At 32.8% G+C, this 15,414-nt stretch carries 15 protein-coding genes and 1 pseudogene; 8 read left to right on the forward strand and 8 right to left on the reverse strand.

What is annotated here, in order from left to right:
* Window positions 1-163: 163 nt before the first annotated feature.
* Window positions 164-304, reverse strand: coding sequence for a hypothetical protein (locus AB3211_RS06035; protein WP_367363967.1), 141 nt, complete (start codon window positions 302-304; stop codon window positions 164-166).
* Window positions 305-518: 214 nt separating this feature from the next.
* On the opposite strand from AB3211_RS06035, the gene AB3211_RS06040 reads away from it, so the two are divergent.
* Window positions 519-962: a transposase gene (locus tag AB3211_RS06040; protein ID WP_367363895.1), complete on the forward strand. Its 444-nt coding sequence runs from the start codon at window positions 519-521 to the stop codon at window positions 960-962.
* Here the strand turns inward: AB3211_RS06040 and AB3211_RS06045 are convergent.
* From AB3211_RS06045 to AB3211_RS06060, 4 genes are all read right to left on the reverse strand, one after another.
* Complete coding sequence (locus AB3211_RS06045) at window positions 927-1,241, reverse strand: transposase (RefSeq protein ID WP_367363896.1); 315 nt, start codon at window positions 1,239-1,241, stop codon at window positions 927-929. The genes AB3211_RS06040 and AB3211_RS06045 overlap by 36 nt on opposite strands.
* Window positions 1,213-2,103 carry an IS982 family transposase gene (locus AB3211_RS06050; protein ID WP_367363772.1) on the reverse strand — a complete coding sequence of 297 codons (891 nt, stop codon included), beginning with the start codon at window positions 2,101-2,103 and terminating at the stop codon, window positions 1,213-1,215. The genes AB3211_RS06045 and AB3211_RS06050 overlap by 29 nt, the downstream gene beginning before the upstream one ends.
* A 90-nt stretch (window positions 2,104-2,193) precedes the next feature.
* Window positions 2,194-2,451 (reverse strand): transposase, encoded by a 258-nt coding sequence (locus tag AB3211_RS06055; RefSeq protein ID WP_367363968.1) that lies wholly within the window; start codon window positions 2,449-2,451, stop codon window positions 2,194-2,196.
* A complete protein-coding gene (locus tag AB3211_RS06060; protein WP_367363850.1) occupies window positions 2,415-2,786 on the reverse strand; it encodes an IS630 transposase-related protein in 372 nt (123 codons plus the stop codon). Before AB3211_RS06060 ends, AB3211_RS06055 begins: the two co-directional genes overlap by 37 nt.
* Before the next feature lie 53 nt (window positions 2,787-2,839).
* Between AB3211_RS06060 and AB3211_RS06065 the strand changes: the two are divergent.
* The 7 genes and pseudogenes from AB3211_RS06065 to AB3211_RS06095 all read left to right on the forward strand — a co-directional run.
* Window positions 2,840-3,313 (forward strand): annotated as a pseudogene (locus AB3211_RS06065) (IS982 family transposase); the annotation flags it as partial.
* 245 nt (window positions 3,314-3,558) lie between these two features.
* The gene (locus tag AB3211_RS06070) at window positions 3,559-4,419 is read left to right on the forward strand and encodes a ribonuclease D (RefSeq protein WP_367364830.1); all 861 of its coding nucleotides are present in this window, start codon (window positions 3,559-3,561) and stop codon (window positions 4,417-4,419) included.
* A gap of 91 nt (window positions 4,420-4,510) precedes the next feature.
* A complete protein-coding gene (locus AB3211_RS06075; protein WP_367363969.1) occupies window positions 4,511-5,440 on the forward strand; it encodes an AEC family transporter in 930 nt (309 codons plus the stop codon).
* Window positions 5,441-5,674: 234 nt separating this feature from the next.
* Window positions 5,675-6,553, forward strand: a complete 879-nt coding sequence (locus tag AB3211_RS06080; RefSeq protein ID WP_367363970.1) for an alpha/beta fold hydrolase — start codon at window positions 5,675-5,677, stop codon at window positions 6,551-6,553.
* Window positions 6,554-6,567: 14 nt separating this feature from the next.
* Entirely contained in the window at window positions 6,568-7,497 is a 930-nt protein-coding gene (gene trxB / locus AB3211_RS06085) for a thioredoxin-disulfide reductase (protein ID WP_367363971.1), read from the forward strand.
* 10 nt (window positions 7,498-7,507) lie between these two features.
* Complete coding sequence (locus AB3211_RS06090) at window positions 7,508-8,998, forward strand: replicative DNA helicase (RefSeq protein ID WP_367363972.1); 1,491 nt, start codon at window positions 7,508-7,510, stop codon at window positions 8,996-8,998.
* Between the two features lie 9 nt (window positions 8,999-9,007).
* Window positions 9,008-10,105, forward strand: coding sequence for a glycoside hydrolase family 3 N-terminal domain-containing protein (locus tag AB3211_RS06095; protein ID WP_367363973.1), 1,098 nt, complete (start codon window positions 9,008-9,010; stop codon window positions 10,103-10,105).
* Between the two features lie 471 nt (window positions 10,106-10,576).
* Here AB3211_RS06095 and pal read toward each other — a convergent pair whose 3' ends face one another.
* From pal to AB3211_RS06110, 3 genes are all read right to left on the reverse strand, one after another.
* Window positions 10,577-11,041: a peptidoglycan-associated lipoprotein Pal gene (gene pal, locus AB3211_RS06100; protein ID WP_367363974.1), complete on the reverse strand. Its 465-nt coding sequence runs from the start codon at window positions 11,039-11,041 to the stop codon at window positions 10,577-10,579.
* A gap of 163 nt (window positions 11,042-11,204) precedes the next feature.
* Window positions 11,205-13,847, reverse strand: a complete 2,643-nt coding sequence (alaS, locus tag AB3211_RS06105; RefSeq protein ID WP_367363975.1) for an alanine--tRNA ligase — start codon at window positions 13,845-13,847, stop codon at window positions 11,205-11,207.
* A gap of 47 nt (window positions 13,848-13,894) precedes the next feature.
* Entirely contained in the window at window positions 13,895-15,091 is a 1,197-nt protein-coding gene (locus AB3211_RS06110) for a pyridoxal phosphate-dependent aminotransferase (RefSeq protein WP_367363976.1), read from the reverse strand.
* Window positions 15,092-15,414 lie beyond the last annotated feature (323 nt).

Here is a 15,414-nt window from a genome sequence, read left to right on the forward strand (position 1 = left end):
AGGAGTGTCAAAGTCGAGCAGCGGAGCGTACATTAGTACGTGAGCAGCGGAGATCTTTAGACACGACGACACCAATTCTTGAAGTTCACCGAGTATATAAAAACTATGTGGACAGCTCTGAAAATTTTTTATCCAATCACACAAATGTTTTATTTGATGTCAACTAAAACTTAAGGCTAATTGTCAGTAATAGACCGTGAGCGTTTGAATAACTAGCAATTTTACGTCTATCGTGGTTCTGAAATTGTCCACTACGCCCCGCCAACCCTTTTAGAAACATTTCGGTTAGAAGCCTGATACTCATGGTATTTCCTCCAGTTAATTAGACTAAATTTTAATAGTATAGAAAATTTTATTACTTGTCAATTTACAATTAATTTGTAGGTTTTTTTGGTGGAAGAGTTACATATCACGTCAGTTCGGGATAAGATATAGATGAAATAGTAATAGATAAAAGGATTGTCAAAAAGGAGTGCCTGCAGTATTTATATTTTTAAACAAAAAAACAAACTACAGGCATGAAAAAAGATATCACAGAATTATATAGTTTTATAGATGATTTTTGTAAAATTTATTTGGAGTATGAACAGAGAAATCGCTGTTGTAGCATGAGTTTAAGTGAAATGTTAACAATAATAATTATGTTTCATACATCCTATGCTAAGAATTTTAAATTTTTCTATAAAAGTTATATAGAGTGCATGCATAAGGATGATTTCCCTAAAGCCTTGAGTTATAATAGATTTGTTGAATTAATGGCACGATTATTCATACCGCTAAATATGTTGATTCATTTGTTGTTTGGTGAGGAAACAGGTATTTATTTTATTGACTCTACAACGATTAAAGCTTGTCACAATAAAAGGCGTTATAGCAATAAAGTTTTTAAAGGATTAGCCAAACATAGTATACTAAAATACATTGAATTAGGTGACAAAGAACATAGAAATAGCTTCGAATAATTTACTAGTTTCTGTTATCTTATTTTTAATCCATTTTTTCATATTAGCCCAAAATTTTTCTATTGGATTTAAGTCTGGTGAATATGGGGGTAAAAAAATAACCTTACAACCTACTGATTCTATTAATTCTTTCGTCTTCTTTGATTTATGGAAACTAGCATTATCTAGTACTACAACCTGTCCTGCTTTTAATTCTTTAATTAAAAACTTCTCAACCCAATTATTAAATAGTTCTGTATTACAAGTTACGTCAATTCGGGATAAGGATATTGAGAACATGTAGATTAAAATCAAATTTTGTTGAAGGTTTATTTTTCTTTAATGAATAAGCAACAAGAGTAGATAATATATGGACAAAGGCATTTATTGGTGATCTATGTCTAGTATGTTCAAGGTTCATTTTATTTTTTAGATAATCAAAAACTGTTTCAATTAAGTTACGCTTTCGAAGTAAGATTTTTTCTTTCAAATCCATTAATTTATTTTCCATATTCTTCTTAATTCCATGAATCATTTTTAAGCCTCTTTCATATAAATTTAAGAACAAATTTTGCTTAATATAACCTTTATCAGCTGCTATAATTCCAGTTAATCTTTTTGTTAACTCCGGTACTGGAACCCTATCATCTACATTGCCTTTGGTCACTTTTAATGCCATAAACTCCCCTTTATTATTGATTATTACATGTAATTTAAAACCATAAAAATACCCCATAGAGGATTTACTATGTTTGGCTAATCCTTTAAAAACTTTATTGCTATAACGCCTTTTATTGTGACAAGCTTTAATCGTTGTAGAGTCAATAAAATAAATACCTGTTTCCTCACCAAACAACAAATGAATCAACATATTTAGCGGTATGAATAATCGTGCCATTAATTCAACAAATCTATTATAACTCAAGGCTTTAGGGAAATCATCCTTATGCATGCACTCTATATAACTTTTATAGAAAAATTTAAAATTCTTAGCATAGGATGTATGAAACATAATTATTATTGTTAACATTTCACTTAAACTCATGCTACAACAGCGATTTCTCTGCTTATTTGATGGTAATAACTTTCTCTGTTCATACTCCAAATAAATTTTACAAAAATCATCTATAAAACTATATAATTCTGTGATATCTTTTTTCATGCCTGTAGTTTGTTTTTTTGTTTAAAAATATAAATACTGCAGGCACTCCTTTTTGACAATCCTTTTATCTATTACTATTTCATCTATATCTTATCCCGAACTGACGTAAGTTCCATTAAACACAAAAGGGGCTATCGGCTTATTATTTACTAAACCAGCTATGATATTAGTTCTTTGATACTGTTTACCACTTTTTTGTCCAACCAACAATTCTCCTATCTTACCCCAACCTCTATCTTGGCAAATGGTCCTATCTATACCACTCTCATCAAGATACACCATTTGCTCTTTGTCATATTTACTGACCTTTTCTAAATATTCAGATCGTTTCTCTGCACTTGCTTCCAAATAGCTGAAGGGTTTTTTTTATAACTATAGCCTAACTTCTTTAATATTCTTCCAACTTGAGTGCCTGTAATCCCAAATCTTTTACCAAGATATTTTAGCGTAATATTTGAATTATTTTTAACAAAATCTTCTAATTGTTGCTTGTCAACTTTACTTTTAAATCCTAATCTCGCTTTTGCTAATATTGTTCCTTCTTTTTTCTTCCTTACCTTCCAACGACTAATTGTATTCTTGTGTATATCAAATATCTTAGCAGCAGATATTTGACTATTACCTTTTTCTATATAATTTATTACTTTTTCTCTTAAATCTTGACTATATGGGCTTGTTGACATTTTTTCTCTTATTTATATCATATAAACTCACCTAATTCAATGTGTTTCACTATAAATCCTCTATGGGGTATTTTTATGGTTTTAAATTACATGTAATAATCAATAATAAAGGGGAGTTTATGGCATTAAAAGTGACCAAAGGCAATGTAGATGATAGGGTTCCAGTACCGGAGTTAACAAAAAGATTAACTGGAATTATAGCAGCTGATAAAGGTTATATTAAGCAAAATTTGTTCTTAAATTTATATGAAAGAGGCTTAAAAATGATTCATGGAATTAAGAAGAATATGGAAAATAAATTAATGGATTTGAAAGAAAAAATCTTACTTCGAAAGCGTAACTTAATTGAAACAGTTTTTGATTATCTAAAAAATAAAATGAACCTTGAACATACTAGACATAGATCACCAATAAATGCCTTTGTCCATATATTATCTACTCTTGTTGCTTATTCATTAAAGAAAAATAAACCTTCAACAAAATTTGATTTTAATCTACATGTTCTCAATATCCTTATCCCGAATTGACGTATAATGATTTTAAATTGTTTTTTTAATTGTAGCACTTATGAGACACTTATACAAGATAAGTTTTATAAATTAAGGATTCCATCTTTGACAAAGTAGTGTAAAAGTGTTACGCTACTTTTAAGCACAAAAAAGCATAGAAAAATACCAAGTTACCCCAATTCGGGATAAGAATTAGTTAATTCTTATCCAAAATTCGCGTAAGTTTATTAGATAGGAGCAATTTAATTACTAATACTTCAAAAATACTTATTATTGATAATCAGAAAGCATTAAATGAATTCTGTCGACAGTTATTGGATTGTAAGACTATAAGTGTTGATACTGAGTTCTTGCGTAAAAATACCTATTTTGCTCAGCTTAGCATAATTCAAATTATGACCAGTAGTTACAAAGTGATAATTGACACTTTGAGTAATTTGGATCTTTCTCCTATTAACGAAATATTTTTGAACGATAAGATTCTTAAAATAGTTCACGCCCCTAGAGAGGATTTTGAGATATTTTATCATTTATTTAAGAAACTGCCCAAAAATGTTTTTGACATACAAATTGCAGCTGGTATTTGTGATTTTGGTAAATATTTGAGTTATGCGGATATATGTAGCAAAATTTGCTTCGTTCACATTGATAAAACTTACCAAAGGTCTGATTGGTTAAAGCGTCCAATTAATGCTAATATGTTAAATTATGCTATTAAAGATGTTGAATATTTAGAACCGGTTTACAAGCTATTACAACAAATAATTCAAGATAATAATTTACAAAACGAATATGACGAGCAAATAAAATCTTTGCTTAATATTGAAAATTATATTGTTAATGTACAAAAAGCTTGGCAAAAAGTCAGATTCGATAATCATTCAGAGTCTTTTATTCATAAAATGAAAATTATGGCAGCTTATCGGGAAGAACAAGCCAGTACAATAGATTTACCAAGGAGACATTTTATTTCTGATGAGGAATTAGTACAGATTTGTCAATATTTACCTACCAGTAATAAAGATTTTGAAAATCTTAAATTAAATAGTCGCTATCTTAGTAAACAAAAATATAGAACTCAATTAGCAGATCTGTGTCTTGCTATACAAGAATTAGGTGAATAAAGGTACTTTATTTATGTTAATTGTGGAATAAATTTGCTATTTTCTAAAAGGTTAAGTAAAACAGCATCTGATATCTTTTGGCTTTTATTGCATGGCAATTTTTACTATAGTTTTTTTTAAAACCATTTCTGTATTACTGAGTGTAGTAATTGGTTTTTTAGCAGGAAGATATTCTAAAGTTGAGAGAGATAGTATAGCTTCTTTGTTATTCTATTTTATATCTCCTATTGTTTTTTTTGCTATTCCCGCCAGTACTACTTTGACTTTATCAGCATTAAGCGTTACTGTAGTTGTTTTTTTCATCGCCACTTTGTTATCAATATTTTCTTACTATTTTTTTGGGCGATATTGGCTTGATCATACACGAAACATTATAGCATTATCTGCGGGTACCGCTAATGGTGGTTATTTTATGCTGCCAATAGCCGCTGCTCTCTTTGATGATTATGTTTTAAGCATCTATATGATGGCAGTTATAGGAATAAATATTTTCGAATCATCAGTAGGTTTTTATATTTGTGCTAGGAGCTTTGCTAATAGTAGTGAAAGTATTTTGAAGGTTGTGAAGTTACCAATTTTAAACGGTTTTTTACTAGGTTGTTTATTTAGTTTTGCTGGTTTTACTTTACCTGATTTCCTAGATGATTTTATATATAACATGCGGGGGGCATTTTCTATACTTGGTATGGTTATGGTTGGTTTAGCTCTTTCAGCTTTGAAAAAGTTTGAAATAGACATAAAGTTTACTTTAGCTACTTTCATGGCAAAATTTTTATTCTATCCACTAGGGGTTAACATATTTATTCTTTTGGATAAGTTTGTTTTAGGATGGTATGATGAGAATTATTACAATGCTTTAAGGCTTCTTTCAACTGCTCCTATGGCAGCAAACGTAATTGTCATAGCCAGTTTACAAAAATTCTATCCAGAAAAAGTTGCTACTACAGTATTTCTTTCCCTGCTTTTTGGTGTAGTATATATACCAGTTATGGTAACTATATTTTTAAGCGATTTGAATTAACCAATGAACACAGTGTGTGCAATGCGGGAAGGCTTTGTTGTGTGTATCAAAAACACCGACGTTAGTATGGTACTTACAGAATCAAAAACGATGTCATTCCCGCGTAGGCGGGAATCCAAAAAATAGCCTGCAAAGGCTATTAGATATTATAGATTCCCGCCTACGCGGGAATGACATCGTCCTGAAATAAATTCAGGAGGATATCCCCGACTTAAAATTAATTAGTAGAAAAAAATGATACAAAAATTTATCCAAGTTGGGCCTTATATTAATTGGTTAGGCTCACAATATATTCCAGCTCATAAAATAGCTTATCTTGAGTTTGGTGACCCTAATAATGAAAATGTAATAATTTGTGCCCATGGTTTAACTAGGAATGCTCATGATTTTGATAAAATCGCTATGGCATTAAGTGATAATTTTCGAGTAATTGCTATAGATTATCCAGGACGAGGGGATAGTGATGTTTTTAAAACGAAAAAGCATTATAATTATCAAGTATATGTAAAAGATACGGTGCTTTTTTTAAAAAAATTAGCTATTAACAACTGTATTTGGCTTGGTACTTCCATGGGTGGAATAATTGGTTATGTGCTAGCTAGTAAATATAAGGAACTTATCAAAGCAATGATTATAAATGATGTAGGACCTTTTATTCCAGCAGCTCCTTTGGTTAAAATCGGTCAATATGCAGGTCAAACTCCCTCATTTGTTGATTTAGTTAGTGCCAAGCAACATTTAAAGCTAATATATAGCCAATTCGGTATTAGTAGTGAGGAAGATTGGGATCATCTTACCAAATATAGTTTTATAAAAATCCAAGATGGAAAATATAAAATGAATTATGATCCTGGCATCATACAAGGTATGAATGCTAATGCAGATAAGCCAAAAAATGTTGATATATGGACTATATGGAATAAGATTGTTTGTAAATTGTTGGTTATCCACGGGGCTAAATCAGAAATTTTACAACAAGATACTATTGATAAGATGAAAAAAACCAAAGATTTTGATCTTTTCGTTGTTGATTATGCTGGTCATACACCTTCATTAATGACCGATGATCAGATTAGTTATATAAAATCTTGGGTAAATGCTTTGAAAATATAAAAATTTAGGTTGCTATGAATCGTTCTACTAAAGTACTTATTATAGGTTCAGGTCCTGCTGGACTGAGTGCAGCAATCTATACAGCTAGGGCAGCACTAAAACCGATATTATTGCATGGTATGCAGCCAGGTGGGCAGCTAACTATTACTACAGATGTTGAAAATTATCCAGGTTTTGCAGAGCCTGTTCAAGGTCCATGGTTAATGGAGCAAATGACGCAACAGGCAAAAAATGTTGGTGCAGAAATTATCTGTGATTATGTAGAAAAGGTTGATTTTTCAAAAAAACCCTTAGTGGTAACCACCTCGTCTGGTATAATTAGGGCGGACAGCGTTATAATATGTACCGGTGCAGAAGCAAGGTGGCTTAATATTCCTTCCGAAGCACAATTCAAAGGGTATGGTGTTTCAGCTTGTGCTACTTGTGATGGTTTTTTTTTCAAGAATCAGGATGTATTAGTTATTGGTGGGGGGAATAGTGCTGTTGAAGAGGCATTATATTTAACCAATCATGCACGTCAGGTGACTATTGTTCATCGCCGGGATAGTTTTAGAGCCGAGAAGATTTTACAAGAGAGATTATTTAGAAATCCCAAAATATTGGTCATTTGGAATCATAGACTGGTTGAGGTCATTGGTACTGATAATCCTAAATCGGTTAATTCAGCCAAGCTTGAAAACACTCAAACAGGTGTGCTTAGTTCAATTAATTGTACTGGTATATTCGTAGCAATTGGTCATATGCCGAATACTGGTTTGTTCAAAGGACAACTAGATATAGATAGTGATAATTATATTATTACTAAACCAAATTCAACGGAAACCAGTGTTAAAGGTGTTTTTGCTGCTGGAGATGTACAAGATAAAATTTTTAGACAAGCAGTTACCGCTGCTGGTACGGGATGCATGGCAGCTTTAGAAGTAGAAAAGTTTTTAAACCATTAAATAAAAAATTATGCCTCGTAGTAAAAAAGAGAGTGATAAAGCAGATAAGTTAAGTGGATCAAATCAGACAAGTATAGTTTTGCCTGTTGCTCGAACTTTACCGGCAAATGTTCAGGCCGAGCAAATGTTAATAGGAGCAATTTTAGTCAACCATGATTACTTAAATACTGTTTCAGAATTCCTAAGATCAGACCATTTTTTTGAGCCGATACATCAAAAGATCTATAATGCTATTGAAATTATTACCGAAAAAGGCTTAATTGCTACTCCGGTAACGCTTAGAAGTATGTTAGAACGAGATGAATTATTTCAGCAATTAGGTGGCAGTGACTATCTAAATAAGTTGGTTACTCTGTCAATGATGGTAATTAATCCTCTTGATTATGGAAGAATAATCTATGATTTGGCAGTAAGGCGTAATTTAATTCAGATAGGGGAGGAGGTAGTTAATAATGCTTATGACTCCTCTTTAGAATATGATGCAAGTCAACAAATAGAGCATGCAGAGGGTAAGCTTTATAACCTTGCTAGTGAAGGAATTAATGACAAGAGTTTTGTTAAAATTGCTGTGTCTCTTTCAGAGTCTCTTGCTAGTATTAACAGGGCGATGAAGAATTCTAATCACGTAATAGGTATTTCTACAGGATTAATTGATTTAGATAGGGAGTTATCAGGTTTTCATAATTCAGATTTGGTTATCATTGCTGCACGTCCATCAATGGGGAAAACAGCTTTTGCCATAAATCTTGCGATAAATGCTTGTAATTCTATGCAGTTAAAAAATAAGGAACAAGAAAAAGATAAGTCAGTAGGTTTTTTCTCTCTTGAAATGTCATCTGAGCAGCTTGCTACTCGTATTCTTTCCATGCATACTAACATTGACTCTTCAGCCTTACGGTCTGGTCATGTGACAGAAGAGAATTATAATCGATTACGTAGAGAAATTATAGCTCTTGACCTACCATTTTTTATTGATGATACGCCAGCTTTATCCATTGCGGCTATTCGTACTAGGGCAAGAAAAATGAAGCGTAAATATAATCTTGGTATATTATTTATAGATTATCTGCAGTTGATTAGAGGGATAAATAAATCTGATAATAGAGTAAATGAAATTTCGGAAATTACTCAAGGATTAAAAGCTATAGCAAAAGAATTAAATATCCCAGTAATTGCTTTATCGCAATTATCTAGAGCTGTAGAACTTAGAGAAGATAAGAGACCAATGTTATCTGACTTGCGAGAATCTGGGTCTATTGAACAAGATGCGGATATAGTGATGTTTATTTATCGAGAAGAATATTATCTAACTCGTAAAGAGCCTTCTTTGAGTGATGCAAAATACGCAGAAAAACACGCAGAATGGTTGAGTAATTTAAATCAAGTATATAATATTGCCGATATTATAATAGCAAAACATCGTAATGGTCGTGTTGGTAGCGTAAAACTTCAATATGATAGTCAGTATTCAAAATTTAGTAATTTACAGAAAACACTATAGGGATAATAAATGTTCAAGAAACCTTTAATATTTGGTATTGCTGGTACTAGTTTGACGGTGCAAGAAAAGGAATTATTGTCAAAAAATCCAATATATGGTTTTATTCTCTTTAAGAGAAATATTGTAGATCGAGAACAGTTAGTGAAGTTAGTACAAGATTTAAGAGGCTTATATGACTATAATATATTGATTTTTGTCGATCAGGAGGGGGGCAGGGTTGCGAGGTTGAAGCCAGCTATCATAGATATAGAATATCCCCCTGCTGGTGATTTCGGTAAAATATATGATCAAGAAGGTGCAGAGAATGCATACTTAAAAGTTTTTGCAAATTATTCAAGCCTGATGAAGAGTTTAAAAGAATATAGAATAGACTCGCCATGTTGTCCAGTTGCTGATTTGCGTTACCCTTATACTGATAATGCTATTGGAGATCGTAGCTTTGGAGATTCTGTAGTAAAAGTAGTTGACTTATGTACAAAAACAATAGAGGCGATAGAAGGGCAGGGGGGCATTGCCATTATTAAGCATATACCAGGGCATGGTAGAGCTACGTGTGATAGTCATTATAAGTTGCCGCGTGTTACCAGTTCGCTTGCTGAATTAAATAATACAGATTTTGAAGTGTTTAGACAACTATCTAAAAATGCTAAGGCAGGATGGGCTATGACAGCTCACATTGTATTTGAGGCTTTAGATCCCAATTTACCAGTGACTTTATCGCCAATTGCCATAAAGTTCATTAGAAATGACATTGGTTTTAAAGGTATGTTAGTTTCAGATGATATTTGTATGCTTGCCCTGCATGGTGAAATTGGAGCTAAATACTCAATAGTTAAAAAACCTCTGACGATTTTTGAAAAGCAGGATTCTACGACTACGCTAAGTGATCAAGATTTAGAAAAACTTATTGAATACGGAATTATTAAAGACAAATCCGATCAGGTCGGACTAAAAAAATATTTAGTAGAAGAATTCCCAAAACTGAAGGCAGAATTTATTACAAGTATAGCTGAAGTTGCTAGGCAAACTATTGCAGCTGGTTGCGACTTAGTGCTACATTGTAGTGGTGATATACAAGAAATGACTGCTGTTTGTCAGGACCATTAGGGGTGATGTCACCGCCATTATGTCATCCCAGCGAAATCTGGGATATAAAACTATACAACATACCTTCTATGCTATTTTTTTAGACTCCGCTACCTTTGCAGGGGTGACATAAAAGGAGAGGTAGGGATGATACCATAGTTACCCTACTTTTTTTATAGAACCAATATTAAAATTGCTGCTGATTGTCATTGCGAGGAGTCGCTGAAAGCGGCGACGCGGCAATCTAGGATACGCGAAGCGTACTAGAAAAAACAGCTTCGCTGTTTACTTGGATCGCCACGGCATCTAAAGATGCCTCGCGATGACGATTATAGAAAAAAGTAGGGTGCTATGGGATGGCACACACCCTAGGTATTAAACCGATGTCTTACATCAATACTTGAGGTAGCTAAAAGTGGGAATGACATCGAAGACACACTACTTATTTCAAGAGTTGTTTTTACAACTCTTGAAATAGCAAGCGAGTATACTTTATTTTATAGCGGTTACAGCCCTACGGTTCTGTGCCCAAGCTGCTTCGTCACAACCCATAACAGCTGGTTTCTCTTTACCGTAAGAGATAGTATCAAGTCTGTTATTCTCAATTCCTAGACCAACCAAGTATTTTAGTACAGCTTCTGCTCTTCTTTCACCAAGTGCTAAGTTATATTCTCTTGTGCCTCTTTCGTCACAATGTCCTTCAATAGTAGCTTTAGTATGACAATGTTTTTTTAACCAAACGGCTTGTTTATTTAGCTGTTCTTTTGATTTACTTGAAAGATCTGATTTATTGAAACCAAAAAATATCCTATCACCAACATTTCTTTCGAAATCAGCAGCTAAAGAACTTTCCTCGACAATAGGAGTCACCACCCCTTCTGCCGGTTTCTTTTTAGTATTACATCCAGAAAGCACAAATAGTGCTAAAAAAGCTATTGCAGTTTTTTTTAGTAGCATAATAAACTCCTTAATTTAAATAAAGCTATTGGTTATATTTGCTTAACAGAAAAATTGTTAAACATCTCATCTATGTATTATATATTATCATACTGCCACTTAAAAGCCTAAAATAGTTTTAGCATTAAACTCTTGGATAAATGTGGTAAAAATATCGTATAATTTAGAACTTAGATAACAACTCTCTTATCATATCTTGTAACTTTCCTACTTTACTTACATTCGTGCCACCAGCCTGGGCTATATTCGCCTGACCACCACCGCCGCTACCGCCAAGGAATACAGACACTTCTTTAGCTAAGTTACCTGCATGTACCTTATTGCTAATTTCTTTACTAACCGCAATAGTAATAGATAATTTACCCTGCAAATCAGGCATACCTATATATACAATCACTAGATTATCCGACTTATCAGCTATTCGTTGGGCAGATAAGCGTAATATTTTAGTATCCAAGTTTTGTACTAGTTTATAGACAAAATTTATACCTGATACATGGATTGATTCTTTGGCAATTTGCTCAATATTCAAATCAAGCATAGAGACCTGAGTAGCTACTAACTTATCTTCTAATTGTTTTTTACTAGCAATCAGGTTATTTACTTTATCAGTAATTTCATTCTTACCTATTTTTAAGGTTGAAGACAAGTCATCAATTACAGTATCGTTTTGTCTAATTAATTTTAATGCAAATTCACCACAAACAGCTTCTATCCTTCGAACGCCAGCTGCAACGCTACTTTCGCTAATAATTTTAAATATTCCAATATCCCCAGTTCTATTAACATGCGTGCCACCGCATAACTCAAGCGAGTTGCTCATTGCTACCACTCTTACTTCAGAATCGTATTTCTCACCAAATAAAGCCATAGCACCTGCCTTAATAGCTTCATCTGTTGACATTAATGTTGTAGTAACCTTAAAATTATCAGTGATAATTTGATTTACCTTATCTTCTATCAATATAACTTCTTGTTTTGTTAGTGGTGTCATATGGCTAATATCAAAACGCAGACGATCATGTGCTACGAGAGATCCTTTCTGTGTTACATGTTTCCCCAGCACTTCATGTAATACTGCATGTAATATATGAGTTGCAGAATGATGAATTCTTAAATTTTTACGGTACTTGACATCAATAGCAAAATCAGCATTATCTCCCACTTGGATAGCTGTTCCTTCCTGTAGAACGCATATATGAGCAATTATTGAACCAAGATGCTTTAAAGTATTTAGTACTCTAATTTTATTGCCGGCAGATTTAATAAATCCTATATCTCCCATCTGTCCGCCAGATTCCCCATAAAAAGGAGTTTGATTACTAATTAGAATAAATTGCTCTTCGCTAGTTTCTATACTGTTGACTAACTTATTATCTTTAATTAGAGCTAATATCTTACCTTCTGCCTTATCCAAAGAGTAACCCAAAAATTCAGTACTACCAAATTCGCCTTTAATATCAAACCATATTTGATCAATTTGTGACTCATTTGAACCTAACCAAGCTTTTCTTGCCCTTTCTTTTTGCTCTTGCATCTTATTATTAAAGCCATCAAGATCAACTGATATCTGTTTACTTTTTAATATATCTTCAGTTAAATCGAGAGGAAAACCATATGTATCATATAATTTAAAGGCTATCTCTCCTGAAAGCTGTGAATTCTTACTGAGTTGCTTTGTTTCATCGTCAAGCAGTTTCAGCCCTCGTTCAAGAGTTGCTTTAAATCTTAATTCTTCCTGTTCCAAGATACTATGGGTAAAAGCCTCAGCTCTCTTCAGTTCAGGATAAGTTGCACCCATAAGATCTACTAATTTTGCTAGCAATCGGTGCATTAAAGGTTCACTGCTACCGAGTATATGTGCATGCCTCATACTCCGACGCATAATACGTCTTAGCACATATCCTCTGCCTTCATTAGACGGCATAACACCATCACTAATTAGAAAGGCACAAGCTCGTAAATGATCAGCAATAACCCGGTAAGAAAATTTTGCTTCCCCTTCTACTTTAACTTTTACTATACTTTCCGTATAAGCAATTATTTCCTTAAATAAATCTATGTCATAATTATCATATACATTTTGCAATACAGCACTAATACGTTCTAGCCCCATGCCAGTATCAACGGATTGTTTAGGTAAGGCAATCCTAGTATTGCTATCCAATTGTTCAAATTGCATAAAGACCATATTCCAAATCTCAATATAGCGATCGCCATCTTGATCTTTTGTACCAGGTAAGCCTCCTGGTATCTTATCTCCATGATCATAAAAAATTTCTGAACACGGTCCACAAGGTCCAGTATCTCCCATTGACCAAAAATTATCATTGGTTGGTATCCTGATAATTCGGTCATCACTTAAATTAGCAATTTTTTTCCAATATGAAGCCGCTTCTTCATCAGTATGATAAACAGTTACATATAATTTTTCTTTATCTATAGCAAATTCCTTGGTTAAGAGATTCCACGCGTAATATATTGCTTGTTCTTTAAAATAATCACCAAAAGAAAAATTACCTAACATTTCAAAGAATGTATGATGTCTTGCAGTATAACCAACATTTTCAAGATCATTATGCTTACCACCAGCCCGTAGTGACTTCTGACTAGTAGTGGCTCTTTGATAGTTTCTAGTTTCCTGACCGGTAAAAACATTTTTAAATTGTACCATCCCGGAATTAACAAACATTAAACTAGGATCATTATGAGGAATTAGGGAGCTAGCTGGAACGTGTATATGATTATTTGCAACAAAATAACTTATAAATTTACTTCTAATTTCTTCAGTGGTAAGTTTAGTCATTACTAATAATCCTTAAAAATTAGACATACTGTAATGGAGTATGTCTATTATGTTATTAACTGTGTATTAAGCCTTGCTATCGCTTCTAATAAACTTTCTTCTGAGCCAGTTATAGATATTCTTATATGATTTTCTCCGGCTTTACCAAAGGCTGTCCCAGGGACAACCGCAACACGAATCTTATCTAAAATAAAATTAGCAACAGATTCACTTACAGAATTATTCTGATAGCTATTAGGAATTTTTTTGTATAAGCTACTAATGTTAGGAAATAAATACATACCTGAATCTGGAGCTTTATCAAGCTCAAAACCATCAATTTTTTGCAGTGAAGAGAAAAAGCGAGTTAGCTTTTTCTCTAACAGTGATACATTACTTTGGGTCGTATTTATAACCTCTTGATCATTCATTACCTCAGCTATTGCTGTTTGTATCAATGTGTTAACAGCCAAACAATTATAAGTATGAGCCTTTAGTGCTTGTGCAGTAAACTTCTCTGATGCAACTAGCCATCCTAATCTCCAACCAGTAATTCCTAATCTTTTTGAAAAGCTGTTTACAACAATTAAATTATGCATGTTATCACAAAATTTAATTATTGGTATATGAGATTGTCCTGTAAAGATAAAATCATCAAAAACTTCATCTTGCATAAGATAAATATCTTTTTCTACTATAATTTGGTACAATTTTTTTAATGTTTCTAAAGTATAAACTGTACCCGTTGGATTACACGGAGTATTAATGATGATTAATTTGGTTTTAGGAGTTATGCACTTTAAAATATCGTCAAAATCTAATTCAAATCTATTAAGATGCGAAGTAACACTTCTTACAGGTAGACGTCCTAATGAAATAACAATAGGTTCATAAAGCATATAACATGGATCAGGAATTATTACCTCATCTCCTATGTTAGTTGCAGTAAAGATTGTTAACCAAATAGCTTCAGCACAACCGTTAGTAACAAGTATTTGGTTATTTGGTTGCAGCTTAATGTTGTATTTTATCTTGTATCTTTCTGCAATCGCGGTACGTAAAGGGTAAAAACCTCTTGAATCTGCATACTTATTAAGAGTACTATCATTGCTTTCTATTGTAGCCTTTAAACTATTCAAAAGTTTTTTAGGAAAGTTGAAATTTGGATTGCCTACCGTCATATTGATATAATTCTCTTTGCCCCCAATTTTATCTGATATGTCTTTAGAAGGATGGGGGTGAATTATATTCAACAATTTATTCATACTAAACTCTCTTTATTAAATTCACCTCTTCAATTGGGAATTATACTGACTCTACATATTTGCAAATCAAGAGTTATTAAAACTTAGCAATCTCAAATTTGGGGTATAATTTAGGCTCTTAATATTGTAAAATCCTTGAAGATAGCAGTATTATAGAGAAGAGGGGGTGTGGTGTCTACTGCAAATAATAACTTTTTTTAGTATATAACCGCCATGGTAGTTTAAAAATTATGAAGAGAATTTGAAAAAATGTCATTCCCGCCTACGCGGGAATGACATTGATTCTATCCCATTACTGCAACTAACCTGTCTGTGTTAGCCTA

Origin of the sequence: Candidatus Tisiphia endosymbiont of Nedyus quadrimaculatus, assembly GCF_964059235.1 — a bacterium.
Lineage (GTDB): Bacteria > Pseudomonadota > Alphaproteobacteria > Rickettsiales > Rickettsiaceae > Tisiphia.